Consider the following 26,227-nt stretch of genomic DNA (forward strand, 5'->3'; position numbering starts at 1 on the left):
AAATGCCTGGATTAAAAACAGACTGGATTTGTGTGGCAACGGCGGGTAAAACCGTCGACGGTCGCGATATCAAAGAAGAATGGCTGGTTGATTCGGCTAAAAATTACGATCGCAGTTATTACACCGCGCTGATATGGCCACGCCATCACCGTTATTATAATCTTGGTTTGGTTGATGAACTTAAATCTGAAAAAGTGAACGGGGTGCAAAAACTCTTTGCTCGCCTGTCGCCTAATAACTATCTCATTCAGATGAATAAAGAGAAACAGTATCTTTTCTCATCCATCGAGATAGAACCTAACTTTGCAGAGTCAGGCAAAACCTACATGTATGGCCTTGCGGTGACTGACACGCCTGCCAGTGTGGGCACAGACATGCTGCACTTTTCAAAAAATGAGGGGATAAACGTCCAGGAGGGGAATGCCGAGCCGCTTGAGCTGAAAGAACCTTCCTCATTTATTTCCCGCCTTTTTGAGCGCTTCACCACTCATCCAGATAATACGGTTGATGAACAAAATTCTGAGGAACACGACATGACGAAAGAACAATTTGAGCAATTAACCGGGCTGCTTTCTAAGCAGGATGAAAAGTTCTCGGTGCTGGAAACAAAAATGGGTGAGCTGGAGAAACAATTCTCTGCGCTGTCAGCCGGTAATAATCCGGACGACGGTAAAAATGAGAAAGATCCGAAACCGGAAATTATTCCGCCGTCTGATGATAACGACAAAAACCATTTTTCCAAGCTCATGAAAATGTTTGAAGAGCAGGGTAAGAAAACGGATGCGCTGATGACTAAATTCGAAGTGCTGGAAAAAGATGCCACGCGTCTGCCAAAGGGTGCGCCTGACGCTGACAGTGTTGATAACGAAACGTTTGTTTAATGCAGGTAAATAATAAATGAAAACCGAAACTCGCAAGGTCGTTAAAGGCCTTCTCTTTGCCCGCATTGCACAGCAATTTGGTCTGGATTCCATTGATGATGTCGGAGAGTATTTCGAAATAACAGGGCCTCAGGAAGAGCGAATTAATAAAGCGATTCAGGGGCGCGTTGATTTCCTCGGTAAAATTAACGTTATTCCTGTTACCGATATTCAGGGCGAAAAAGTCTTTTCCGGCGTTCAGCAGGGGATTACGGGGCGCGTTAAAGATGGCCGCTTCCGCCGTCGTATTGACGAAGACGGCTTTAAATACGCTCTGGCTGAAACCGACAGCGGCATCATTATTCCGTGGGCCAAGCTGGATTTATGGGCCCGTTATAAAGCGACCTTCCTGAGCCATTATGCCACCTTCGTGCAGCGCCAGATTGCCCTGGACATGCTGATGATCGGCTGGCGTGGCATTACGGTTTCCGCCAATACGGATATTGAGACATATCCGCTGTTGCAGGATGTCAACAAAGGCTGGCTGCAGTGGATGCGCGAGCATAAGCCAGAAAACGTCCTTGCTGAGGGGAAAAATGCGGGCGAGATCACCATCTTCGGTGAGGGTGCTGACTACCAGAACCTGGATGACCTTGCCTCTGATTTAAAGAGTGGCCTGGGCGATATCCATCGAGATCGCCGTGACCTTGTCTTCCTGGTGGGTGCTGACCTGGTGGCCAAAGAGTCGCAGCTGGTCAGCAAGGTTCACGGCCTGACGCCGACCGAGCGGGCCGCGCAGCGGGATTATGACCTGACGATGCAGTTTGGCGGGATGCGTTCCGAAACGCCGCCGAACTTCCCGGGGCGCGGGGCGGTAGTCACCACCCTCGATAACCTGTCTATCTATGTGCAGTCGGGGTCTATTCGCCGCAAGTTGAAGGACGATGACGAGAAGAAAGGGATGATTGACTCGTACTACCGCAACGAAGGCTACGTCGTTGAAGACGAGACCTGCTTTGTCGGGATCGAGTTTGAAAACGTGGTCTTCCCGGAAGAGCGAGTTTCTCCGCCGGCGACGGGTAACGTGGCGGTGGCCAGCGTGTCCGTGACGCCAGAAACCGCGTCTGTGGCGGTGGGCGGTAATGTTCAGCTTTCTGTGCAGGTGCTGCCGGCAAATGCGACGGATAAAACCGGTGCCTGGGCCAGTGATGACGTTGCGGTGGCCACGGTCACCAATACAGGCCGCGTGACCGGCGTTGCTGTGGGAGATGCAAACATCACCTTCACCTCAACGGATGGCAGCAAAACCGACATTGCTGCAGTAACGGTTACGGCGAACTAAGGGGCGGAAGAAGATGGGGATTCGGGAATATCAGGCGCGTGTCCGGGGTGCTCAGGCCATCGCGAAAGGGGAAGCCCCTCCGGATTCCCCAAAGTCCGACAGCCTGCACCTGCAGCTGATTGCGCTGAAGCGCGATATTGAAGCTGTGCGCAGTCTGAATAACCAGGCTGACCGGCAGGCGCTCAAGCGTACCGAGCTGCTGCCGCGCTGGCTTCCGTGGGTGGAAAAGTATCTCGAAGCCGGGACGGTTTATCAGAACCCCGTGTTTGTCGAGTGCATCATCTGGCTGTTTGACACGGAGAGCTACCAGAAGGCGCTGGATTACGCGGATATCGCTATCGCTCAGGGGCAGCATATGCCCGCCCGCTTTAAGTCGAAAATGCCCGTTTTTGTGGCTGACACGATGCTGGCATGGGCCGAAAAGGAGTCGGAGCACGGCCGGGGTATTGAGCCGTTCTTTACCAGGACGTTTAACAACGTGCTGAAAAACTGGCGTCTGCACGAAGAGATCACCGCCAAATGGCTGAAGTTTGCCGCGCTGCATCTGCTGCGCGACGACGACGGCAGGCCGCGTGCGTCTGCGGTTGAAAGCGTGGACGTGCTTGAACAGGCAGACCGCTGGTTGGCGCAGGCTGACGCGCTTTACAAAAAAATTCAGGTCAGAACGCTACGGCAAAAAATTGCCATGCGTATACGCGCTCTGACCGGTTAACGGGCACCGAGCGTCAGAGCGGGCGCGGTGGAGGCTCAGGGGTGACCCTGCAGGCCGTGGAAACCGGTCTGCCCGCTTTTTTTTCGGAGGCAACATGTTTAATGGTCGTGAAACGGATTACCAGAAAAAAACCATTATCAATGATGGTTTCTGGCCCGATCTCGAGCTGGCTGATTTTCAGAAACAGCGGTCGTTACCGCCGGATATTGATGCCGGCACGCAGCTGCAGGCGCTGCTGGTTGCCACAACAGAGGTCAATCGCCAGCTGCAGAGCGTCGCTGACAGGCATATGGCCAGCGGTCTGAAAAAGGCCGCAGAGGTGCCGGGTGTGCATTGTCAGGACGGTGATAATGCCCTGGTGGCGCAGTATCGCGTTGCCGTGTATTCCTGCGCCAAAGCCGAGCTGCTCAGCGAGTTTTCTGCTCTCGGGCGTCGTACCGCGCTGCCCGGGGCGGAGTCGTCTGAAACGCGCTACGGGCTGCTGACGGAGTCCGCGCAGGCCGTGCGGAGCATTCTCGGGCTGGGACGTGCAACGGTGAGCCTGCTATGAGCCGACTCGAATCCCTGACGCGTTTTGTCTGCGATGCCATACCTGAGCGCATCGCCGGCATCCAGTTCGCCAGCGAGATGAGCGACATCGAGTACATCATGCGCCAGCGCGATCTGGGTCTGGGTGCCTATCAGCTGGCCATTCAGCGCTACAGCGTGTTTTTGTCCTGGGAGCGCCTGCCGTACCGCCTGTTTGATCCGAACAATATCAGCGCACTGGTCACGGTGTGGATAACGGAAAACGAAGGCGAGGATCCGAACGGGCAGGAGATCGAAATTACCGCGCCGGCAACGTCGGTTGAAGTCATTGATGACGAAGTGGCGGATATGACGGTGACGCTGACCATCAGCGAGCCGCTCATCATTCGCGAAAACCCCAACGGTTGCATTCCGTTTGACGGTAAACGCTGGGAGCTGGCCACGGCTGAGGTGTGGTACGCGGAAGATGTGAGCGTCCGTGTCACAGATGTTAACAGCGAGCCTCTGACATGATCCGCGCCTCGTTCGACCGCCGGCAGATTAAGCGGCTGCGCGAGGCGCTGAAAAGGCTCGAGCTGACGCCAAAAAAACAACAGCGCCTGCTGTGGCGCCTGGCGAAATACGGGGTGATACCCGCGTCAAAAAAGGCGGTCAGGCAGCAGGCCACACCTGAAGGAACGCCGTGGGCTGCCAGAAAATCAGGCCGGCGCGGGAAGATGCTGACCGGGCTGGTAAAGCTGATTGCGATAAAGGAACTGCCGGCATCTGGCTCCCTCAGGCTTTATCTGCGGGGCGGGAATTACAGCAACACGGGGCGTGCAGTCAGGTCGGGCGTGGTGGGCTATGCCCAGCAAAACGGCATGACTGCAACGGTGAGAAAGTCATCACTGCGCAACCTAAGCGAATCGGGAAGCGAAAAAGCCTCCCTCAGACAGGTCAGACGCCTGCGCAAGCTGGGATACAAAGTGAAAGGGCGGCGCAGCATGCGCAACGCCAAAATGTCAGAAATTCGGGAGCTCAGCGCGGCGCAGGCCGGGCTGATTATCAGGAAGCTTAGCGGGGATGAGCCAAAAGACAGCTGGATTATTGAGCTGCCGTCGCGCGTCTTCCTCGGTATCAGCGATACAGATTTTGATAAGGCACTGGCTCGCCAGTTGCAGGCGATTGGTTATGGGACAGAAGGATAAGGGGTAAGCGATGACATGGCCTCAGGTAACAGTCAACCAGCTGAATCTGCAGCAGGGTGAAATCAACGAAACGGAGCGCACGCTGCTGTTTACGGGTGCGAGCGAAAAAGGTGCCGGCACGCTGTTTTTTGTCAACGCGCTGACGGATCTGACTGAGAAAGTCAGCCCGGGGCCGCTGCTGAACGATTTGCGGGCGGCCCAGCTGAACGGCGGCCAGAACTGGCAGGCCTGGGTCAGTCCGCTCGAAGAGGTGGCCGACTGGGCTGACACGGTTCGTGCGGCTCAGGCGTCCGTTTCTGTCGAGGGTGTCGTCCTGTCTGACGATATCAGCGACAAGGCGACAATTACGCAGGCTGCGGCGCTGCGGGCAGAAATCACGGCGAAACATGGCCGGTGGTGCTGGTTTATCCTGGCCACCTCCGGGCTGCTCACGGAAACGCAGATACCGCTCTGGAAGGTCGCTGAAGATAACGTCGCAGCGGAAAAGTGGGTGGAGTATGTGGTACGGCTGACCAGCCTGCAGGCTGGCGCGAATGCCTACGCCGTGCAGCTCGTGCCGCGCATCGCCGGATTTGAACCGGGAATGCTGGCTGGCCGCTTGTGTAACCGCAGCGTGACCATCGCAGACAGTCCGGCTCGCGTCAAAACCGGGCCACTCCTCATGCCGGATGCCGTTGACTGGCCGGTAGATGCTGATGGCGTGCGCCTTGAGCTGTCAACGCTGCAGGCGCTGGAGCTGTCCCGGTACAGCGTACCGATGACCTATGCCGACTATGACGGCATTTTCTGGAGTGATGGCCGCACGCTCGATGCCGAGGGCGGAGATTACCAGTCTATTGAAAATGTGCGCATTGCCGACAAGGCCGCGCGACGCGTGCGCCTGATGGCGATTGCCAAAATTGCCGATCGCAGCCTGAACAGCACGCCGGCGAGTATTGCCGCGAACGAAAGTTACTTCGCCCGTCCGCTGCGCGAAATGTCCCGTTCGATGCAAATCAACGGCGTCATGTTCCCGGGAGAAGTGAAACCGCCGCAGGAAGGCGACATCAAAATCATGTGGGAGACGCGTAAAAAAGTGGTCGTCGGCATGATTGTGCGTCCGTACGAGGTGCCGCTGCAGATCGTCGTCAACATCGCGCTTGATACAACCCTGGAGGCCTCCGCATGAAGCGTATTTCCGGTCAGAGCACGGATTTTATCATCGACGGGGAGCTCATCCACGCCAATACCGTCACGCTTGACATTACTGACAACAGCGCGGCGGCGCAGACCGGCGGCATCCCGGACGGGTATGTCGATGGTGATGTTGCCGCCGAGGGTGAGATTGAAGTCTCAACGCGCGTGCTGCAGCAGATGACTGGCCTTGCACGTCGCGCCGGTTCATGGCGCGGCATCGAGCCTGCCGACATTCTGTTTTATGCGAAAGCGGGCAACGAAGAGATGAAAATTGAGGCGTTTGGCTGCAAGTTCATGCTGGCCGGCCTGCTGGATAACGATTCGAAAGGCGGTGAAGCGCTGGCGCACAAAATCAAGTACGTCGTGACCAGCCCCGACTTTATCCGTATTAACGGCGTCCCGTACCTGGACGCTGAATCGACCGACGGCCTCCTGGGCTGATGATCAATTGCCCGCCCGCCGTGGCGGCATAACGTGAGAAATGACGATGGCTATTGAAAAAATTGAACTGACCGTTGGCGGCACAGCGCTGGCATTTGCGCCCACGGCGACCGACTACAACAACATGATCAACAGCATGCAGCCTGATAACAAGGTCGCGCCGGCGCAGCAGTTTTTGATGCGTACCGTGCTGCCGGCGCATGCCGATGCGCTGAAAGAGGTTCTGAAAAAGCCCGGAGCGGTGCTGCAGCTGATGGAGGCTGTTATCAGCCGCTACGCGCCGAAGCTGGAAATTGAAGTAAAGGAATAACTGCGCGCGTAAAGGCAATTGAGTCAAATGGCGTGGCGCAGTACAGCATTTTACGCCGCTACTGGTTGCCGGACGAACCTGACTCTGTGGAGAGCATGGCAGCGGCGGCATGGCTCGATAACCGGTACTGGGAGAACATGACCGTCGCCGTCTCAAACGGCATCGTCAGGGCAATTAAGGGTAAATAATGGCGCGTGAGCTGGATTTTATTTTATCGCTGGTTGATAACGTCACCCGCCCGCTGCGGGCGGTGCAGGGTGGCGTGACTTCCTTTGCGAACAGCTCACAGCAGGCTTTTCGCCGTATAGGCGTCGGCAGCGTCGCGCTATGGGGCGTCGGTCAGGCTATGGGCGGGCTGCTTGAGCCCGCCCGTGACATGAACCGCGCCCTGGGCGAAGTAAAGTCACTGGGCGTCGATACAAAATCGCTCGGGATGCTGCGCGATGAATCCCTCAAGTTCTCCATGCAGTATGGCGAGAGCGCACAGGATTTTGTGCGCTCCTCCTACGATATTCAGTCAGCGATTGCGGGGCTCACCGGCAAGGAGCTGGCCACCTTCACCACGGCGTCAAACGTGCTGGCCAAAGCCACGAAGTCAGACGCCGCGACCATCACCAACTACGTCGGCACCATGTACGGCATCTTTCAGGATCAGGCAAATGCGATGGGTAACGGCGCATGGGTTGATCAGCTGGCAGGGCAAACAGCAACCGCCGTCCAGATGTTTAAAACTACCGGAAGCGAAATGAGCGGTGGATTCACCGCTTTAGGTGCGAGTGCAAAATCTGCGGGTGCAGGCATAGCCGAACAGATGGCGGTTCTTGGCACCCTGCAGGCGACGATGAGCGGCAGTGAGGCCGGGACAAAATATAAGGCCTTCCTCGCCGGAGTTGGTGGTGCACAGAAAACGCTGGGGCTTAATTTCACGGACAGCCAGGGGAAAATGCTCGGTGTCGTACAAATTCTGGAAAAAATCCGCGGCAAATACGGTGATCTGTCAAAGGTCGCGGACTCCGATACGCTGAAAAAAGCCTTTGGCAGTGATGAAGCTGTGGCCATGATTAAGCTTATGGTAGGCAATATCGACGGACTTAAGACCAACATCAACGCCATCGGCGACGTCAAGGGGCTGGATCATGCCCGTGTGATGGCCGAATCCATGATTGACCCCTTCGATCGCCTGACCAAATATTTTGAAGCCATGAAAATCATCATTGGCTCAACGCTTCTGCCGATACTGTTTCCTTTCATGGGGGCGATTGCCGATACCGGGGCCACGATGGTTCGCTGGCAGAAACTTTTCCCGGGGCTAACCCGGGCTGTGGGCTTATTGGCTGCAGGTCTTCTTTTCTTTGCCGCTGCCGGCGCGATTGCGAACATCACCATGGGGGTGTCTAAGTTTATCTGGATTGGACTGAAGGGGATTTGGGCTGCCAGCACTGCGGTTTTGAAATCTTACACAATAGCCATCTGGCTATGGAACAAAGCGTTTAAGGCCGCGCGTATCGTGACCCTTTCACTCAGCATTGCTACCTACGCATTCGGCGGGGCTGTTAACTTTGCTTTATGGCCCGTACTGCTGATTATCGGAGCGCTGGCGGCTCTCGCAGTCGGAGCTTGGTATCTCTATAAACACTGGGATGAGGTGAAAGCCTCCATCGCTGACAGCCAGGCATTTCAGTACCTGATGGGGGTTATTGATACCGTATCCGGTTATTTTTCTCAGGCATGGGACACGATAGCCAGCGGCTGGAAATGGCTGACAGACCAGTTTTCCGGCGTTTCAGTGCTTGAGGGATTCACGAGGCTTGCCAGCGGAATAGCAAACGTGTTTAGCGGTCTCTGGGACTGGATAAAAAACATGTTTTCAGCGACATGGAGCTGGATCACCGACAAACTCAATGCGCTCCCCGGCGTCAATATTGATGCCACGCAGAACGTGCCTCTGATGGCTCCCTTTACGCCTCCTCCTTCTGCCCTGACTGGCGGTATCCCCGACACACTTCCACGCGGTGGACTGGGCCGTGAAATGCGCGGCGGCCCGCAGACAACAGATAACCGGCAGCAGATTGGCGAGGTCAATATCAGCGTTCAGAACATGCCAACGCCGGCGCAGCTTCAGGAGTGGGAGGCGCTTAAGGGATGACGTCGCTTTACGTTGATTTGCTGATTACTGCCGATGGCGATTTTACCCTCGGCCCCGGCCTTGAGCCGGTGATGTGTGATAACCGCGTCAGCATCGCGCAGGATATCAAACACGCCATTATTGAGAGCGGCTACGCCACAGAGCTGCTCGCCGAGCGTAGTCCGGGCATGCGTGCAGATGTGCTGACAAAAATTGAACTGCTGGTTGAATCAGACGATCGCCTGGTGCCCGGCACGGTGCTGATTACCGAAGAGACAAACGCGCGTTTGCATATTACGGCTGAAACCTACGATTTTGGCCCCGTCGGGCTGGGAGTGAACTATGACAAAACCACAGCCTGATTATGAGCAGGTACTGCGTGATGCGGGTATGCCGACCACCGAGGAGGAGGTCAGCGCCCGCTTTACTGCTATTGCTAAGGATGAGGGGCTGGTGACAAACACGTCCCGCATGTCCCCTTTCTGGCGTCTTATTACGGCCATTGTCACCGCGCCGGCGATGTGGATCAAAGACGTGCTTGTCCAGGGCGTACTGACGAACATGTTTCTGGCCACTGCGACCGGTCAGATGCTGCGCCTGCTGGCATGGGGGCTGAACGTCACGCCGAAACCGGCCACGGCGGCCAGCGGCGTAGTGATGTTCTACAAAACTGATGACCGGCAGGATGTGACCGTGCCTGCGGGCAGCGTTGTGCAGACGGAGCGTATAAACGGCGTTGTCTACAGCGTGACGGTGACGGAGGACACGCTGCTGGCAGCTGGTTCCGGTAGTGGCCCCGTGCCGGTTACGGCAAACGGCAGCGGCAGCGACTTCAACCTTGCGCCTGGCTACTACCGTATTTTACCCGTTGCGCTCGACGGTATCGCCGGTGCCGTCAATGAAGAAGACTGGCTCACCGCGCCCGGAGCCGATGAAGAAAGCGATGACGAGCTGCGCGACCGCTGCCGCAACCAGTTTAATGCTGCTGCTCAGTATCACATTGATGCCGTCTATCGCGGCATGGTTGCCAGCGTGGCAGGGATTTCCGTCGACCGCGTGTTTTTCCTGCACGATGCGCCGCGCGGCCCCGGCACGGCAAATGTGTATCTACTCCTTGATACTGGTGAAATTTCTGACCCTTTCATCTCTGCCGTTAATGATTATGTGACCAATCAGGGCTACCACGGCCACGGTGACGATCTGCAGTGCTTCCCGCTGCCGGATACGCGTCATTCGCTCGTTGCCACGCTATACGTCCTGCAGCTGGCCAACATTACCCCCGATGAACTGGCGGCCATTAAGACAGAAGCGGAAAACCTTATCCGCTGCGCCTTTCGTGAAAATAACGGCTATGCCGTGCAAAAGACGTGGCCATATTCCCGGTTTTCCTTTTCCCAGCTCGGCAGGGAGCTGCATGAGAACGACAGGAGGATCTTGTCAGTCACCTTTTCCCTGGATGACATTATCAGCGGCCTTGACGTTCCCCGTCTTGACGCACTGACCGTGGAGATTGAAGACGATGGCATCGTTAATACCGCCTGATATCAGACTGCCGGCGTGGCTCAGGGGGAAAGAACCGTCCACGCTGGCGCGTGCGGCCCGTAAATACTGGGAGGGCGTCTTCCAGTGGGTGACGTGGCCACTTCGCCAGTTCGACGCACTCACGTGCGATGAGGACATTCTGGAACTGCTGGCGTGGGAGCGCGATGTTGCCCGCTTTAACGGCGAGCCGTTGTCTCTCTTTCGCAAGCGCGTCGCGTACGCCTTTGTGAACGCGCAGGATGCCGGGTCCGTCGCCGGGTTTGCGAAAATTTTTGACCGCCTTGAGATCGGGTACATCGAACAGGAGGAGCGGGTACCGGGACTGGACTGGGACATCATCCTCATACGGGTCACGGATAACCAGATATCTGAGAATCGCGAGCTGATGGCGGAGATTATCAGAAAGTACGGCAGGACCTGCAGGCGCTACCAGTATCAGGTCGTCACTGCAACCCGAATCAGCGTCGCTGCCGGCGCGTATGGCGGAATTTATGGGGTTCATGTTGCGAGCCTGAAGAGATGAAACGTCACAGACAGCCGTAACGGCTTTTATTAATGCAGGGGGGAGTTGTGGCGGGTAACGTCGATGATGCACGTGCAATGGGATTAATCAGGTGGGTGGACACCTGGAAAAAACTGGCATTACTGGTTGCCCTGGTGTTTTTCGCAGGGCTTGGAAAGTATTTGTGGGAGAGTCGCCGCGAGGTGGCGTACGTCATGATGAACGCTTTTGGTACGCCGCGTATTCATGAAGAGTCAGTCGGCCCGGAGATAACACGGCTGATGGCCGATACGGGTGCTGTGACGGCGGCGGTGTGGTCGATGAACCTGGAGAAAAACCAGCGCATCGCCCTGTATGTGCGCGAACGCCAGCGCGAGCTTGAAAATCTCACCGGTACGGGGGATTTGATTCTGCGTCCCTACTCAAATTTGACGGTTGAGTTTATCAACCTCATCGACAGCAAGGCGGCCTGCTGGAAGCATGTCGCGTCAACCAGCGTCGGAAAGTCAGCGCGGGAAAGCGGGGTGAAGTGGGTCTGTGCGTCAGCCATACCGCCACAGTTTGGCCAGATGATTGGGATGCTCGCGATCGGTTTTACCGAGCGCCCGGGCAATGAAGATTACGTAAAGCTGCGGATCAAACAAGCTGCAGTCAAGATTATTGAGTAAAGGCTGAGGGGGTTGCGGTTGTGGGTCTCTTTGTTTTTGTGATTTTTATATGGGTTCTATGTTATGGGTAATTTGAGTGAACATTTTAGTAGTAGTGAATTTGCGTGTCGCTGCGGCTGTGGGTTTGACAGCATTTCTTCTGCGTTAATTGCGGTGCTGGAAGATGTGCGATGGCATTTTGGCGCGCCGGTAAAAATCAACAGTGGCTGCCGCTGTGAAAAACACAATGCGAAGGTGGGCGGCGCGCCAAACTCCCAGCACGTGCAGGGAATTGCTGCTGATATTGTTGTGACCGGAATCAATACCAATCGCGTGGCTGACTACCTCGAAGGAAAATATCCTGACCGCTGCGGCATTGGTCGCTACAGCAGCTTCACACACATCGACGTTCGCCAGGCCAAAGCGCGCTGGCGCGGATAGCCGAACGAAGAAGAGGAATAATATGTCGACAGCAATTACCCTGGCATTTGAAGCCTATCTTGCCGCACAGACGGAATCACAGCAGCCGGTCGTGCTCGACGAGTTTATTTTCGCGAACGTTCCCGGGCTTGATCCGGAAGCGCCGGTAGATCCTGCCGAAGGCATACCGCAGACGCAGATTGTCTGGCGGCAGGCCGTCGATAAGTCCGGTGTGATTAACGGTGATACCGTCGTGTACTCCGTTCTCCTCGGTACTGAGGTCGGCGACTTTACGTTTAACTGGATCGGGCTGATTAACAAATCCAGCGGCATGCTGGCGATGGTGACGCATATCCCGCCGCAGGACAAATACGCGAACGTCGACGGCAACCAGGGGAATGCCCTCACCCGCAGTTTTGTGATGGAGTACAGCGGAGCGCAGGCCGCAACGCTCATTAATGTACCGGCTGAGACCTGGCAGATTGATTTTACGGTGCGTCTTGGGGCAATGGACGAGCACGATCGCGTCACTAACGTCGATTTATACGGCCCGGGGGCATTTTTTGGCGATGGTTTTCTGGTGCGTGAATCTGCAGGTGCCTACAGCATTCAACCCGGGGCGGGATATGTCGGTGGCCTGCGCGTATCGCTTGGTGCTGCTGCGCCAGTGAATGCTGCCACGCGTCCGACGAAGGTCTGGGTTGACGCGTCCTGGACGGGTACCGCTGCCAGCGTCTGGAATACACAGCAAACCATCACCGTTGCGCCGACGCTTGCAAACTACGTACAGGATGGCGTCAGCCATTATGTTTTTGCCGTTGCACAGATTAACGCTGACGGAAGCGTCACGGATTTGCGCCCAAAGGGAACAGTCGACGGCGGCCAACAGGCCTCGCAGTGGTTGCGTAAAGACAAAAACCTGAGCGATGTAAACGATGCGGATGAAGCACGGCAAAACATCGGCTGCGGTACGTCAGCAACAAAAGACATCGTCACATCCCCTACAGATACAACAGCGGGAAGAGTGCCGACCACTGGATGGGAGGGATTGGGCTTATCCGCTGAATTTAAGATGGGTGTGGTTTCTCAGTTTCTTGCGTACTCCGGTGCTTCTCCTGAGGTGCCCTTAAATGGTGCAGGCTGGCAAGCTGCTTATACGCCACAGCGCCGTGCGCAGGCATTCATTGGTGGTGACACGAAATTCTATTCACGTTTTTCAACATCTGCTGATGCGCTGGATTCTGCAACCCCATGGGCAACTCATTACACGACGCTAAACAAGCCCTCTGCGACGGATTGCGATGCCGTATCCGCAACCAATGGCGGTACGTTCCAAAAAAACATTGCAGTCAAAGGCAATGGGGCAACTATCTCTATTTACCCGCTTGCCGAGGGTCAGGCGTCTTATCTTTTAGGTAAGGCTTTAGATGGCAGTAACGTTTTCTATGTCGGTCGTGGTGGCACCGCATACAACGTGGCGCTTTATAACTATAAGGCCAACAATGGCCTTAATTTAAATGAAGATGGCTCTATTGCACTGAATTTAGCGAATGGTAAAAAATTTACAGTAAATGGTCAGGTTGTTCCGTCTGATTATGCAAACTTTGATGCGCGTTATATGGGCAAATCAAATGCCTATACAAAAACAGAGTCCGATTCCAGATACGCAATGAGTCCAAATATTGCAGGTTTCGGCGGTGTCGGTACATACGCGTTTTTGAGCTGCAACGCCGCGGTAGCTAATGGCGCGAACGTAGCTGGCGCTTCGCTGTTTTCTTCCGGTATCGCGGCGCAGAAAAGCAGCGTTGGCTACGGTGATAAATCAATGGTCATTCAGGGTTCAGCGATGGCCGGAACGTGGAAATGTCTGGGGAGCCAGCCTGCACCGTCCGGAAACGACGTTGGTGCCACACTTTATTACAGGATTGCGTGATGGAAAAAGTGATGAAGCCCGTATGGGCTAACGAAGAGCACACTGCGATTAACGTTATGGTGTTTTCCGAAGAATACGGTCTGATACCGTTTACGGCGACACCGGATGACCCGATGGACTATGGGCGCGAAATCTACGATGCCTGCATTAATGGAGAGCATGGGGAAATTGCTGAGTACGTTCCGCCTGAAATTGACTACGTAGCCGAAGCGGAGCGAATGAAGGCGGAGCTGATGGCCGCAGCTGAGGCCGCTATCGCACCTCTTAAGCGCGCGGTGAAGTACGGCATGGCCACAGACGCCGAAAAGCAGCTGCTTGAGGAGTGGGAGGTTTACACCGTCCTGCTGAGTCGGGTTGACACCTCTCTGGCACCAGATATTGAATTGCCGCCAGTTCCGGTGAGTAAATAACAATGGTCTGGGTTAAAAAGCACGTTCGATTCTCCGGATCTTTGCCTTCTGTGATCTGCTCAGAGCTGACCGTACAGCCGTATCTCTACGGCGTAGGACAGCAGACTGAAACCGGGTGCTGGTTAAGCCCGGTTAATGCCATTAACTGGCTCTCCGGACGGCTCAGCACCTCAGGCGGATCCGGCGATTTGTTGCTGATGATGGTATGCGGCGGGACGTCAGACGCATACAGGGAAGCGCTGGCGCTATTTTCCGGTGTGATCCCCCTCCCGTCCGTAACCCAGTCGTTGCGTCAGTTTGATGCAACGGCACGCCTGCAGATTGAGCGCATGCGGCTGCCGGCAAAGATTAAGGACGGGCTCCCGCCTGCAGCTGAACTGCTGTTTTCTACTGGCCGCCAGGCATCGGCTGCGGGGCTTATCGAGAGCGCTCAGGCTGCAGCCGCACTCCCGCTGTCAGAAGACGCGCTGTCCGCAGCGCTTTCATCTTTCGTACAGGACAGGCAGGCCCTGATTGATGGCGTAATGGGGGGGCTTGACGAGTTGACGAAGCAAACGGCCACAGCATGGGTTTTCTCGGGAACCGGGCTGTTTTCTCAGTTGGCGAAGGAGATGCTTGAGGATATCCCGGATAGCACGGCGGTGCTGTGTACGGCAGTGATGTTTACCGGTGATGATTTGAGTGTTCTCAGAGGATTGACGCATGACATCGACAATACTGGCGCTTGACGGCAAAGCGGTACCGCTGAAGAACATCACGATATCGCCATCGATGCAGTTCAAGGAGAAAGACCAGAGCGGGCAGAGCAGCAGTACGGATAAAGCTGAGCAGGGCATCAAGGCGAAAGAGCTGCGCGTCAGCGGTATTGTGCCGTTTTCGCGTATCGATGACCTGCGGATCATCTTTGAGCTGGCATCAGCGACGGGCAGCGGCGGCGCACTCCATGTATACCGTGTCGGTAACGTGCTGGCGCGGGCAATCAAATTCCGTGAATGCACGTTCAGCGGCCAGATAGACGCATCCCGCGCGTCCGGGCTGCAGGCGTGGCAGGTATCCTTTACGCTGCGGGAAAAAACCAGCGTGCCGGAGCGTCGCCAGGCCAGAGCCGATAAAAAAGCCGCTGCCGGTACAAAGACGCAGCAGCAGGCCGGCGGCACAAAACCTGCAGAGGAAACGCCGGAAACACTTTCATGGTTTGAGGAGAACGTCCTGAAGCCTGTTGACGGCATACTGGGAGGTGGCAGCGATGAGGCCAGTAAGAAGGCTTAGCCTTTCGACTGATGAAGTCGAGCTTGTTGATGAAACACTGGTACTTGAGCTGTCGGCGTGCGGGCGCGGGTTTATCACTGCGCGAACGGATAAGGACTATACCGGCAAACTTGTGCGTATCGATGTCGGCTACCCGGATCAGCTTTACCGCTGGTTTACGGGTTATGTTGAACGGTCACAACCTTCCGAGAATGGCAGCCAGCGTCTTTTCGTGCGTGAGCTCGTTGGCATCTTCGATAAGCTATGGCCATGCTCATTTCAGCATCCTACCCTGAAAACGATCACCGACTGGCTGCAGGAGCGTAGCGGCCTGACGTTTATCCCGCAGGCGTTTGACAAGCCTGTCCCGCATTTTACCCACAGCGGTACTGGCTTCCAGCTTCTGAACTCCCTCGGTCGCGCGTTTGGCCTGCAGGATTACATCTGGTACCAGACGCCCGGCGGTGAGGTTTATGTTGGTGAAGCCTCCGGAGGGATGTTCGCCGGCAAACCCGTCACGGTACCACACATCTTTAACCAGGCATCCACTGCGGGCGATACGCTGACCTTCCCGGTTATTCCGGGAATCAGGCCCGGGGTTGACGTCAACGGTCGGCGGGTAACGCAGGTTAGACTGCAGGCGGACACGATGGAGATCACCACGGCCTCGCCGCTGAGTAAATCCGCATTCAGACGCCAGCTGGAGGCGGCTGCGCCAGAGCTGGCCGGCAGGATGCACCTGCCGCGCGTGGCGCGTATTGTTGGCCATCCGGAAGCGACCGGCGCGGGCGACGTGGCGGACCCATTCCGTCCTCGATACGCCGTCGACGTGCAGCTGCTCGATGAGAACGGCCAGCCTGCACCTGGCACGCCGGTATTTTCATCGGTACCGCTGCCGGTTCCCATGGGAGGAACTGAAAGCGGAATGTTCAGCTATCCACCGGCGGGAACGCTGGTCGAGGTGGCCTTTACTGAGGGCAGGCAGGATAAACCGGTCGTGCGGCAGACCCTCGCTGAAGGGAATAACATGCCTGCAGTCAAGCCCGGCGAGCAGCTGCAGCAGCAGCGTAACGGCGTCTTCCAGCGCGTGGCCACAGACGGCAGCTGGCAGCGCGAGACAGATCGCGCTATCAGCGAGAAGTCAGCGTCCCGCAGCATCGCAACGGACAAAGAGCAGCGGGAGGCGGTGAGCCGTGAAGCGGTTATCAAAGCGGACGACACGCTGAAGGTACTCGGCACCTGGACTGCAGCAGCTGGCGCGGTTCGCCTGATGTCTGCAGCCGATGCAAGCCTGGCCGCCGGCGGTGCTGTCATGGTGAGTGCAACGAAAGATATCAGCGTGACGGCGGGGGCGGATATCAATGCAAAAGCAAAGCAGATAGTCGACCAGGCCGACACCATACGGCAGATGATAGCTGGCCAGAAGATAGAGCTGATCGCGCCCAGCATCTGGATGGGTACGTCGTCAGTGAACGTTGCACAGCTGATGATTGATACTATCGACCTGGTTAAGCAGCTGGCGCAGCAGTGTGCGTCACATACCCACCCGGATACCGGCGGCCCGACGAATGCTGACGCATTTAACGTGTCTGCTCAGTCAGCCGGCACCCTCAAAAATAAATACGATCCCCTCATCGGTTAACACCCGTCTCGCTTCCTGTCCCGCCCACTGTGGCGGGATTTTTTTTGCCTGCCCAGCGCCATACATGAGCATGTGAACGCAGCGCAGAACGCGCCTGGTGAATGCTGAGCGTGATATCCTGCGGACGCGGTCGCCAGACGGAAACGGCGCTACACCGCACCCGCCTGCGGTTTTCATGTTGAGAATAATTTCGTTTTGGTCTGGGATGACAAACAGGCTGCCAGGCTGCGCCAATCCTGGCGTTGTTGAAGCGGATTACGTGAAAATCCAATCTGAATCTTTAAGGTATTTTCAGCTAAATTAAGGTTTTTTCCGTTTTCCATACTTTAGTGAAAATCAGTCAGGCAAGATGTGGCGTGCGATGCAGACGTTTTCCGTGAGATTTAACAATTCCACGAAAATAATGATTTTGGCGTAAAAGCTAGCCATGGCGCGGATTACAGCGTTTTTCAAAAAATTGACTTTTTACGTTTGCTGGCAGTACCTGCGCACTTAATTGTGTGGGGTGAGCGAAACCAGGCTTTTGACATGGCCGCGTATCGGGAATAAACTAGCAACTGTTGGTGGATGTACACGCGCTCCGGTTGAGGCTCATCACCTTGAACAGAGAATCATCCTTAAGTTCCAAAGAAAATAAGCCTGACCTCACCAGTCGGGCTTTTTTCTTGTTTGTTAATTGTTACAGCCCTTTGATTACACTTCTGATGGCTCTATAATCCTTGTCGTTAGTGGTTGTGCGCTCTGAAGTAACGCAGGCATGCGGCAACGTGTTCAAGTCCTGGCTGAATTACGAGTGGTGTCGGTTCAGTGCCTCAACTGGAGCGCGTGTACATCCACCAACAATGTACCCCTGTTAACCAGGCAGTGTTAAGGCTTTAGCAGTGGTACCGCGCTCCTTAAGGGAGCAACGTGATGAAGGGATTTTTAAAAATCGCTGTCATCGCTCTGAAGGCGCTTGTCGCCTTGATTGAGCTGATTCTGGCTTGCTTGCCATAAGTAGCCAGGAAACGTAAGTAAGGCCACCGGCTCACCCCCGGTGGCCTTTAACATTTGGGGGCAAATTATTCTGTTGTAACCCATTGGATCAGCACCTCAAATAGCGCTTCACCAACAGCCCGAACACAAGTCCAGGCGAATAAAGCTATCGCTGCCGCAACCCATGCCGCCCGGCGATTTGCTGGTACGTTCGTCCGCATCCAGTCATAGGCCGATACCGCAAGCAAAAAGCCGATAACATCCAGAATTGTTTTCATTTTTCTACTGTCAACTCTCTACAGATTACCCAATGAAAATTAAAAGAAAAAACATTCCCTTCGTTCATTACTAATGCTCCATATAGTGAATGTGGGTACAACAATAGCCTCTGAAAGCGACTATATCCCCGCCTTATCCCTTATACCAGCCAGTACATAAAAAGCATATTTATATAACAATAACATCACGAAATTAGGCTGTTTTTTGTCCATTTCTGAGTTTCACAAAAATTGATGGGGGGCATCGGAAAAGCATTACAAACATTACAAACACTCAAATCACATCTTAAGTTATTGATTATAATGATTTGTTTTCATCTTCAGAATCATTACAAAACTCTTACAAAAGCATTACAGTGTAATGGTACATAATCATTACAAATTAGACCTTTAACTTATTGATTTATATAGGTGTAATGTTTTAGTAATGGTTTTGTAATGCTTTTTTTATTACAACTATTTTTATTTAAATTCAGTTGGTTAGGTGTTGTTATGGGTGGGTGTAATGTTTGTAATAGTTTTCCGATGGCCGACTTAAATTTGATGTGGTGGCATGTAACGTTGATGCATAAAAAAAGCCCCATTTGGGGCTGGTAGGTTCTGTCTTTCGAACGGAAGCGAATGCATGGAGGGCTTTGCTTATGTAAGCTTCTTGCGTGTTACATAGGTGCCTGGTTTATATTTCTCCCCACTTGCTTCGATTTCCCATGCCTTACCCGTGCATTTATCTCCACCATTACCGCATCCATCTGGCGTATATGTTGCGATCGCAAGGTGATTGCCACCCTTAGCAATCGAGTTACCACCTTCCAAGTATGCTGTTACCTGATGGGCTCTTCTTTCGCGTAAAAATTCTTTTGCTGCCTTTTGAACCGTTGCCGCCCTGTCTTCCAGGGTATTAGCATCTGGTGCAGAGATATAAACGTTTAAACGGGTTCTTCCTGAAAAACTATAATCCTGCTCACCTATTATTTTGTATTCTTGCGGATTGCCGTTTTTAATTTCGAAAACTTGATTTACCGCCGGACGATTATCACTCGTTTCCTCAGGCGTATCACCAGAGCATTTATATACGGCAAACATAATAAGCAGCATAACAATAATGCCGCCAATGGTATCGCTTTTTTTTGCTCCCGGCTCTTTAACTCCGCAATGCGGACAGGCTTTTGCTTTTGATGAAACTTCTTTCTTGCACTCTTTACATTTCGTTATTGCCATCTTTTTTACCAGTATAATTAAAAACAATAAAATAAAATGGGGAAGATTAAAAATCTCTTCATTAAATGCTTTTTGACTGCTATGTCATTTTGTTATTACGCTAATAATATTATTTGACCTGTTTCAGGTGGGGCTTATGACGTTGAGCAAAATCTTGACGTGCAGTTAAGCATTTAAGCAGCAAACGGTGGCTAGATAACCCCCGTTTCCGGGGGTAAAGTTTTATGAAATGGTCATTTTGTGGATGCCTGATTTAAAAAATCCATATTTATCAGGTTATTGAAGCGATAAAAAACGCGCCCGGAGGCGCGTTGGCGGTACACTCAATTTAAAGGATTACTCTTCTTCAACTTCTTCGGCATAGCTTGCGTCTTTCACCGATGTTGTGGCGCGACGGGCTTCGCCTTTGTGTTGCACTTTATTGAGCTGCCGTTCCAGCTTGTTGATCAAATCGTTGATAGCGGTATACATATCTTCGTGTTTAGCGCTGGCGACCAGATGGCCGTTTGGAGTATTGATAGTTGCGTCAGCGGTAAAACCCTGTGGTTCCTTAGACAGAATGATATGCGGGTTAATCAAATGAGTTTGCCATTTATCCAGTTTGGCGAGACGGTCTGCGACGTGCTGGCGGATTGCCGGAGTAATTTCCATTTGTTTACTGGTAATGTTCATTGTCATAAATTTTACCTCTTGTCTTTCCGTCTTGGTGATTCCAGCATACCTGTCCTAATGTCAAAATGTGTGATCTAAATCACGTTATTTTGTCACTTTTTGTCAAGGAAGCTTTTTTGTGAGGAAAGGCAGGAACAGGCGATTTTTACCTTGTCGAAGTCGGGAATTGCAGCCATAGTTGATGGGATTGGTCGGCTCTAAACCGCTTCAGCGGATGGCCATAACGGATAAAAAAACGGCAGCCCTTGGGCTGCCGTTCTGCATTTTGGGAACGATCAGGTATTGCTGCTGTTCGCGGCGATAATCTTCGCGACTTTTTCAGCCTGTGCGTTCATCTGCATCTGGCGGTATGCGTTTTCCATCAGCTTCAAACCATCACGAGTGGCTTGTGTATCTGGATAGTCACGCAGCATACCTTCGACGCGGTTAACCACTGCCACCCATGCGCCACGACGCGTATAGTACTCAGCAACAGAGTATTCATACTTGGACAAACGATCTTTCAGGAATACCAGACGCTTGGTGGCATCGGTAATGTACTGACTGTTCGGATAGCCACGCACCAGCTTGGAGAAGTCATTGAATGCATCGCGCGCGTGTTGCGGGTCACGGTCAGAACGATCAACACCGAAGAAACCTTGCAGAGCGCTATCATCCAGCGCCATGTTGGTCAGTCCGCGCATATACATGACATAATCGATGTTCGGATGAGTCGGGTTCAGACGGATGAAGCGATCGATGGCAGCCTGAGCCAGCGGCAGATCGGCATTTTTGTAGTAGGCATAGATGAGATCTAATTGTACCTGCTGGGAATACGGACCAAATGGATAACGATTATCCAGCGCTTCCAGTTGCGTTATCGCCTGTTTCCAGTTACCGTCCTGCAGTTTTTGTTGTGCAGTCGCATAGATTTCATTCGGCGGATTGTCAGGGACCTGTTCATTTGAACCGGAGCAGCCCACCAAAGCCAGGCTCAACGTGGCCGCTGCCACCAGATATTTCATGCGCGTCATGACGTTTTGACTTTCCTCAAATGTTTGTCCGGGAGAATCTCTTTCCTGCTCCCGATTAAGACCAGCTACAATAGCACACTATATTATACGGCAAAGCCGTAAAACCCAACGTTAAACGAAGAAGCAGTCTATGGCACAACGAGTAGAACTCACCGCAACAGTCTCCGAAAATCAGCTCGGTCAACGCTTAGATCAAGCTTTGGCCGAAATGTTCCCTGATTATTCACGTTCACGCATAAAAGAATGGATTCTTGACCAGCGCGTGCTGGTAAACGGCAAAGTATGGGACAAGCCAAAAGAGAAAGTGTTAGGTGGGGAAGCCGTCGCCATCAATGCTGAAATAGAAGAAGAAGTCCGTTTCGAGGCGCAGGATATCCCGTTGGAAATCGTTTATGAAGATGACGATATCCTGGTGATCAACAAGCCGCGCGGCTTAGTCGTGCATCCGGGTGCAGGTAATCCAGATGGCACCGTACTGAATGCGCTTCTTCATTATTATCCGCCGATTGTTGACGTACCGCGTGCGGGCATCGTTCACCGTCTGGATAAAGACACTACCGGTTTGATGGTGGTCGCGAAAACGGTTCCTGCCCAGACGCGTCTGGTGGAGTCGCTGCAGCTGCGTGAAATCACCCGTGAATATGAAGCCGTGGCGATTGGTCACATGACGTCAGGCGGCACGGTTGAAGAGCCGATTAGCCGTCACCCGACCAAACGCACCCATATGTCTGTGCATCCGATGGGGAAACCTGCGGTGACGCACTATCGCATCATGGAACATTTCCGCATTCATACGCGTCTGCGTCTGCGTCTGGAAACGGGCCGTACTCACCAGATCCGTGTGCATATGTCCCATATCACTCATCCGCTGGTGGGCGATCAGGTTTATGGTGGCCGTCCGCGCCCGCCGAAGGGCGCGTCGGAAGAATTTATCAGCACCTTGCGTAAATTCGACCGTCAGGCGCTGCACGCAACGATGCTGCGTCTTTATCATCCGGTCACCGGTATCGAAATGGAATGGCATGCGCCAATCCCACAGGATATGGTCGATCTCATTGCTGCAATGCGTGCAGACTTTGAAGAACATAAGGATAAAGTGGACTGGTTATGACCAAACTGATTGTCCCGGAGTGGCCAATTCCTGCAGGCGTGGCAGCCTGTAGCTCAACCCGTGTCGGTGGCGTGAGCCACGATGCGTGGGCATCATTGAATCTGGGCGCTCACTGCGGTGATAACCTTGAACATGTTGAAGAGAACCGCAAGCGTATGTTTGCGGCAGGACATTTGCCGTCAAAACCCGTATGGCTTGAGCAGGTGCATGGCAATGATGTGTTGAGGCTGACGGGGGAACCCTACGCTTCTAAACGTGCCGATGCGTCCTACAGCAATACACCCGGGACAGTTTGTGCCGTGATGACCGCCGACTGCCTGCCTGTTCTCTTTTGCAACCGTGCGGGTACTGAAGTCGCCGCCGCCCATGCCGGATGGCGGGGGCTGTGCGCGGGTGTGCTGGAAGAGACAATTGCCTGCTTTGAAGACGCCCCGGGCAATATCATGGCTTGGCTTGGTCCGGCCATCGGTCCAAAGGTTTTTGAAGTCGGTCCTGAGGTGCGCGAAGCGTTTATCGAAAAAGATCCGCAAGCCGTCAGCGCATTCCGGCCGCAAGGTGATAAATATCTGGCTGATATCTATCAACTTGCCCGCCAGCGTCTGGGCAACGTTGGGGTGACGCAGATATTCGGTGGCGATCGCTGTACCTTCACCGAAAAGGGTGATTTTTTCTCTTATCGTCGCGACAACACCACCGGTCGTATGGCAAGTTTTATTTGGCTGATATAACCTAACGAATCAAGACGATCCGGCACGCGCCGTTTTCTTTTCGCATATTTCAGGTCATTAACCTTGAATAATTGAGGGATGACCTCATTTAATCTCCAGTAGCAAATTTGACCTGTTATGGGAGGAGTTATGCGTCTGGATCGTCTTACTAATAAATTCCAGCTTGCTCTCGCCGATGCCCAGTCTCTCGCACTGGGGCACGACAACCAATTTATCGAACCTCTTCATTTAATGAGCGCCTTGCTGAATCAGGAAGGGGGATCGGTACGTCCTTTACTCACGTCGGCTGGCATTAATGCTGGCGAGCTGCGCACGGCTATCGATCAGGCACTGAGCCGTCTGCCACAGGTGGAAGGCACCGGTGGGGATGTTCAGCCGTCTCAGGATCTGGTGCGCGTGCTGAACCTTTGCGACAAGCTGGCGCAAAAACGTGGGGACAACTTTATCTCGTCGGAACTGTTTGTTCTGGCGGTGCTTGAATCACGCGGTACGCTGACCGATCTGCTGAAATCATCCGGTGCGACAACCGCCAATGTGACTCAGGCGATTGAAAAAATGCGTGGAGGTGAAAGCGTGAACGATCAAGGAGCCGAAGACCAACGTCAGGCTTTGAAAAAATATACGGTCGATCTGACTGAGCGTGCTGAACAAGGCAAGCTTGACCCGGTGATCGGTCGTGACGAAGAGATTCGCCGTACCATTCAGGTACTGCAGCGTCGTACCAAAAACAACCCGGTACTGATTGGTGAACCGGGCGTCGGTAAAACTGCCATCGTTGAAGGGCTGGCGCAGCGTATTGTTAACGGCGAAGTGCCGGAAGGGCTGAAAGGCCGCCGCGTGTTGGCGCTGGATATGGGGTCGCTGGTGGCGGGGGCAAAATACCGCGGTGAATTCGAAGAGCGTTTAAAAGGCGTGCTTAACGATCTGTCGAAACAGGAAGGCAATGTCATTCTGTTTATCGACGAATTGCACACGATGGTCGGTGCCGGTAAAGCCGATGGCGCAATGGATGCCGGGAATATGCTGAAACCAGCCCTGGCTCGTGGTGAACTGCACTGCGTCGGCGCGACGACGCTGGATGAGTATCGCCAGTACATCGAGAAAGACGCTGCGCTGGAACGTCGATTCCAGAAAGTGTTCGTGGCTGAGCCAACGGTGGAAGACACCATCGCTATTTTGCGTGGTCTGAAAGAGCGTTATGAATTGCATCACCACGTGCAGATTACGGACCCGGCTATCGTGGCGGCGGCAACGTTGTCTCACCGTTATATTGCCGACAGACAGTTGCCGGATAAAGCCATCGATCTGATTGATGAAGCGGCGTCCAGCATTCGTATGCAGATAGACTCCAAACCGGAAGAACTCGACAGACTCGACCGCAGGATCATTCAGCTCAAGCTTGAACAGCAGGCGCTGAAGAAAGAGTCTGATGAAGCGAGTAAAAAACGTCTGGATATGCTTAATGAAGAACTGGACGATAAAGAGCGCCAGTACTCCATCCTGGAAGAAGAGTGGAAGGCTGAAAAAGCCTCACTTTCTGGCACCCAGACGATCAAGGCTGAACTTGAGCAGGCGAAAATTGCCATTGAGCAGGCGCGTCGCGTGGGCGATTTGGCACGCATGTCAGAGTTGCAGTACGGCAAAATTCCGGAACTTGAAAAACAGCTGGAGATGGCGACGCAGTCAGAAGGCAAAACCATGCGTCTGCTGCGTAACAAAGTGACGGATGTGGAAATCGCAGACGTTCTGGCACGCTGGACGGGTATCCCTGTTGCCCGCATGCTGGAAGGGGAACGTGAAAAACTGCTGCGTATGGAGCATGACCTCCATCATCGTGTGATCGGCCAGGATGAAGCTGTTGAGGCCGTATCGAATGCGATTCGTCGTAGTCGTGCGGGCTTGTCAGATCCTAATCGCCCGATTGGTTCGTTCCTGTTCCTGGGGCCGACCGGCGTAGGTAAAACCGAGCTGTGTAAAACCTTGGCGAACTTTATGTTTGACAGCGATGACGCGATGGTGCGTATCGATATGTCTGAGTTTATGGAGAAACACTCGGTCTCGCGTCTGGTCGGTGCGCCTCCAGGATATGTCGGGTATGAAGAAGGGGGTTATCTGACTGAAGCGGTTCGTCGTCGTCCTTATTCCGTCATCTTATTAGATGAAGTGGAAAAAGCGCACCCGGATGTGTTCAACATTCTGCTGCAGGTATTGGACGATGGTCGTCTGACTGACGGGCAGGGGAGAACGGTCGATTTCCGCAACACTGTGGTGATCATGACCTCGAACCTGGGTTCCGATTTGATTCAGGAACGTTTCGGTGAACTGGATTACGGTCATATGAAGGATCTGGTGCTGGGTGTGGTTAGCCATAGCTTCCGCCCGGAATTCATTAACCGTATCGATGAAGTGGTCGTGTTCCACCCGCTTGGGGAAAAACACATTGCTTCTATTGCACAGATTCAGTTGCAGCGTCTGTATAAACGTCTTGAAGAGCGTGGTTATGAAATCCACATCTCTGACGAGGCGCTGAAACTGTTGAGTGCCAATGGTTACGATCCGGTTTACGGGGCGCGTCCTCTGAAACGTGCTATCCAGCAGCAGATCGAGAACCCGCTGGCGCAGCAAATCCTCTCCGGGGAGCTGATTCCTGGAAAAGTGATTCGCCTTGAAGTGAATGAAGACCGAATTGTGGCAGTGCAGTAAGTCACAAAACCTCAAAAACGAGCCTCTCGGGGCTCGTTTTTGTTTAAAAACCAGGCAAAACTCAATATCTGGGATAATATTTGCCTGGAAAGTGAGCGGTCAGTCATTATTTTCTGATTTACACTTGCAGCCTCAGAATAACTCCCTATAATGCGCCTCCACTGACACGGAACAACGGCACACAAGCCGCCGGGACAGAAGGGGTTCAGCGATGAACGCCGACAGAGAAAAGCGAAATTAAACGCTTGACTCTGAATGAGGAAAACGTATTATACGGGACCTCGCAACGGTGAGCGAAAGCCGCGTTGCACTGCTCTTTAACAATTTATCAGACAATCTGTGTGGGCACTCAAAGTGACATGGATTCTAAACGTCGAAAGACGCTAAATGAATACCAAAGTCTCTGAGTGAACATACGTAATTCATTACGAAGTTTAATTCACGAGCATCAAACTTAAATTGAAGAGTTTGATCATGGCTCAGATTGAACGCTGGCGGCAGGCC

At 53.6% G+C, this 26,227-nt stretch carries 28 protein-coding genes; 24 read left to right on the plus strand and 4 right to left on the minus strand.

Going from position 1 to position 26,227, the window contains the following annotated elements; translation table 11 throughout:
• Nucleotides 1-2: 2 nt before the first annotated feature.
• From JBO43_RS13850 to JBO43_RS13950, 21 genes are all read left to right on the plus strand, one after another.
• Nucleotides 3-881 (plus strand): GPO family capsid scaffolding protein, encoded by an 879-nt coding sequence (locus JBO43_RS13850; protein ID WP_202674549.1) that lies wholly within the window; start codon nt 3-5, stop codon nt 879-881.
• 16 nt (nt 882-897) lie between these two features.
• Nucleotides 898-2,202, plus strand: a complete 1,305-nt coding sequence (locus JBO43_RS13855; RefSeq protein ID WP_202666414.1) for a phage major capsid protein, P2 family — start codon at nt 898-900, stop codon at nt 2,200-2,202.
• Nucleotides 2,203-2,215: 13 nt separating this feature from the next.
• A complete protein-coding gene (gene gpM, locus JBO43_RS13860) occupies nt 2,216-2,914 on the plus strand; it encodes a phage terminase small subunit (protein ID WP_202674550.1) in 699 nt (232 codons plus the stop codon).
• A gap of 94 nt (nt 2,915-3,008) precedes the next feature.
• The gene (locus JBO43_RS13865; protein WP_202674551.1) at nt 3,009-3,464 is read left to right on the plus strand and encodes a head completion/stabilization protein; all 456 of its coding nucleotides are present in this window, start codon (nt 3,009-3,011) and stop codon (nt 3,462-3,464) included.
• The gene (locus JBO43_RS13870; RefSeq protein ID WP_202674552.1) at nt 3,461-3,955 is read left to right on the plus strand and encodes a phage tail protein; all 495 of its coding nucleotides are present in this window, start codon (nt 3,461-3,463) and stop codon (nt 3,953-3,955) included. Before JBO43_RS13865 ends, JBO43_RS13870 begins: the two co-directional genes overlap by 4 nt.
• Nucleotides 3,952-4,629: a hypothetical protein gene (locus tag JBO43_RS13875; protein ID WP_202674553.1), complete on the plus strand. Its 678-nt coding sequence runs from the start codon at nt 3,952-3,954 to the stop codon at nt 4,627-4,629. The genes JBO43_RS13870 and JBO43_RS13875 overlap by 4 nt, the downstream gene beginning before the upstream one ends.
• Nucleotides 4,630-4,639: 10 nt before the next feature.
• The gene (locus JBO43_RS13880) at nt 4,640-5,797 is read left to right on the plus strand and encodes a DUF2586 domain-containing protein (protein ID WP_202674554.1); all 1,158 of its coding nucleotides are present in this window, start codon (nt 4,640-4,642) and stop codon (nt 5,795-5,797) included.
• Nucleotides 5,794-6,246 carry a phage protein gene (locus JBO43_RS13885; protein WP_202674555.1) on the plus strand — a complete coding sequence of 151 codons (453 nt, stop codon included), beginning with the start codon at nt 5,794-5,796 and terminating at the stop codon, nt 6,244-6,246. The genes JBO43_RS13880 and JBO43_RS13885 overlap by 4 nt, the downstream gene beginning before the upstream one ends.
• Before the next feature lie 46 nt (nt 6,247-6,292).
• Entirely contained in the window at nt 6,293-6,556 is a 264-nt protein-coding gene (locus tag JBO43_RS13890; RefSeq protein ID WP_237730052.1) for a putative phage tail assembly chaperone, read from the plus strand.
• A 32-nt stretch (nt 6,557-6,588) separates the two neighbouring features.
• Nucleotides 6,589-6,744, plus strand: coding sequence for a DUF6890 family protein (locus JBO43_RS13895; RefSeq protein ID WP_202674556.1), 156 nt, complete (start codon nt 6,589-6,591; stop codon nt 6,742-6,744).
• The gene (locus JBO43_RS13900) at nt 6,744-8,702 is read left to right on the plus strand and encodes a phage tail tape measure protein (RefSeq protein WP_202674557.1); all 1,959 of its coding nucleotides are present in this window, start codon (nt 6,744-6,746) and stop codon (nt 8,700-8,702) included. Before JBO43_RS13895 ends, JBO43_RS13900 begins: the two co-directional genes overlap by 1 nt.
• On the plus strand, nt 8,699-9,043 hold the full coding sequence (locus JBO43_RS13905) for a DUF2590 family protein (RefSeq protein WP_202666609.1): 345 nt from the start codon (nt 8,699-8,701) through the stop codon (nt 9,041-9,043). Before JBO43_RS13900 ends, JBO43_RS13905 begins: the two co-directional genes overlap by 4 nt.
• On the plus strand, nt 9,024-10,223 hold the full coding sequence (locus JBO43_RS13910) for a baseplate J/gp47 family protein (RefSeq protein ID WP_202674558.1): 1,200 nt from the start codon (nt 9,024-9,026) through the stop codon (nt 10,221-10,223). Before JBO43_RS13905 ends, JBO43_RS13910 begins: the two co-directional genes overlap by 20 nt.
• Nucleotides 10,201-10,746 (plus strand): phage tail protein, encoded by a 546-nt coding sequence (locus tag JBO43_RS13915; RefSeq protein WP_202666611.1) that lies wholly within the window; start codon nt 10,201-10,203, stop codon nt 10,744-10,746. Before JBO43_RS13910 ends, JBO43_RS13915 begins: the two co-directional genes overlap by 23 nt.
• A gap of 47 nt (nt 10,747-10,793) precedes the next feature.
• On the plus strand, nt 10,794-11,393 hold the full coding sequence (locus JBO43_RS13920; protein WP_202674559.1) for a hypothetical protein: 600 nt from the start codon (nt 10,794-10,796) through the stop codon (nt 11,391-11,393).
• 63 nt (nt 11,394-11,456) lie between these two features.
• The gene (locus JBO43_RS13925) at nt 11,457-11,813 is read left to right on the plus strand and encodes a D-Ala-D-Ala carboxypeptidase family metallohydrolase (RefSeq protein ID WP_202674560.1); all 357 of its coding nucleotides are present in this window, start codon (nt 11,457-11,459) and stop codon (nt 11,811-11,813) included.
• Nucleotides 11,814-11,835: 22 nt separating this feature from the next.
• Nucleotides 11,836-13,725 carry a phage tail-collar fiber domain-containing protein gene (locus JBO43_RS13930; protein ID WP_202674561.1) on the plus strand — a complete coding sequence of 630 codons (1,890 nt, stop codon included), beginning with the start codon at nt 11,836-11,838 and terminating at the stop codon, nt 13,723-13,725.
• Complete coding sequence (locus tag JBO43_RS13935) at nt 13,725-14,135, plus strand: tail fiber assembly protein (RefSeq protein ID WP_202674562.1); 411 nt, start codon at nt 13,725-13,727, stop codon at nt 14,133-14,135. Before JBO43_RS13930 ends, JBO43_RS13935 begins: the two co-directional genes overlap by 1 nt.
• 50 nt (nt 14,136-14,185) lie before the next feature.
• Nucleotides 14,186-14,863 (plus strand): hypothetical protein, encoded by a 678-nt coding sequence (locus JBO43_RS13940; RefSeq protein ID WP_202674563.1) that lies wholly within the window; start codon nt 14,186-14,188, stop codon nt 14,861-14,863.
• Nucleotides 14,838-15,404 carry a baseplate complex protein gene (locus tag JBO43_RS13945; RefSeq protein WP_202666615.1) on the plus strand — a complete coding sequence of 189 codons (567 nt, stop codon included), beginning with the start codon at nt 14,838-14,840 and terminating at the stop codon, nt 15,402-15,404. Before JBO43_RS13940 ends, JBO43_RS13945 begins: the two co-directional genes overlap by 26 nt.
• On the plus strand, nt 15,382-17,025 hold the full coding sequence (locus JBO43_RS13950; protein ID WP_202674564.1) for a hypothetical protein: 1,644 nt from the start codon (nt 15,382-15,384) through the stop codon (nt 17,023-17,025). The genes JBO43_RS13945 and JBO43_RS13950 overlap by 23 nt, the downstream gene beginning before the upstream one ends.
• Before the next feature lie 1,061 nt (nt 17,026-18,086).
• Here JBO43_RS13950 and JBO43_RS13955 read toward each other — a convergent pair.
• The 4 genes from JBO43_RS13955 to bamD all read right to left on the minus strand — a co-directional run bounded on the left by JBO43_RS13955 (nt 18,087) and on the right by bamD (nt 21,181).
• On the minus strand, nt 18,087-18,278 hold the full coding sequence (locus JBO43_RS13955; protein ID WP_202674565.1) for a hypothetical protein: 192 nt from the start codon (nt 18,276-18,278) through the stop codon (nt 18,087-18,089).
• A gap of 639 nt (nt 18,279-18,917) precedes the next feature.
• The gene (locus JBO43_RS13960) at nt 18,918-19,496 is read right to left on the minus strand and encodes a DUF4875 domain-containing protein (protein ID WP_202674566.1); all 579 of its coding nucleotides are present in this window, start codon (nt 19,494-19,496) and stop codon (nt 18,918-18,920) included.
• Between the two features lie 336 nt (nt 19,497-19,832).
• Nucleotides 19,833-20,174 (minus strand): ribosome-associated translation inhibitor RaiA, encoded by a 342-nt coding sequence (gene raiA, locus JBO43_RS13965; protein WP_095282963.1) that lies wholly within the window; start codon nt 20,172-20,174, stop codon nt 19,833-19,835.
• Nucleotides 20,175-20,443: 269 nt separating this feature from the next.
• Nucleotides 20,444-21,181, minus strand: a complete 738-nt coding sequence (bamD, locus tag JBO43_RS13970) for an outer membrane protein assembly factor BamD (protein ID WP_095282962.1) — start codon at nt 21,179-21,181, stop codon at nt 20,444-20,446.
• 130 nt (nt 21,182-21,311) lie between these two features.
• Between bamD and rluD the strand changes: the two genes are divergently transcribed.
• The 3 genes from rluD (at nt 21,312) to clpB (ending at nt 25,723) form a co-directional block, all read left to right on the plus strand.
• Entirely contained in the window at nt 21,312-22,292 is a 981-nt protein-coding gene (gene rluD / locus JBO43_RS13975) for a 23S rRNA pseudouridine(1911/1915/1917) synthase RluD (protein ID WP_095282961.1), read from the plus strand.
• Nucleotides 22,289-23,020, plus strand: coding sequence for a purine nucleoside phosphorylase YfiH (yfiH, locus tag JBO43_RS13980; RefSeq protein ID WP_202674567.1), 732 nt, complete (start codon nt 22,289-22,291; stop codon nt 23,018-23,020). The genes rluD and yfiH overlap by 4 nt, the downstream gene beginning before the upstream one ends.
• Before the next feature lie 129 nt (nt 23,021-23,149).
• Nucleotides 23,150-25,723: an ATP-dependent chaperone ClpB gene (gene clpB / locus JBO43_RS13985; RefSeq protein ID WP_095282959.1), complete on the plus strand. Its 2,574-nt coding sequence runs from the start codon at nt 23,150-23,152 to the stop codon at nt 25,721-25,723.
• Nucleotides 25,724-26,227: the final 504 nt, after the last annotated feature.

It is taken from the genome of Lelliottia jeotgali (genome assembly GCF_016771845.1).
Taxonomy (GTDB): domain Bacteria; phylum Pseudomonadota; class Gammaproteobacteria; order Enterobacterales; family Enterobacteriaceae; genus Enterobacter; species Enterobacter jeotgali.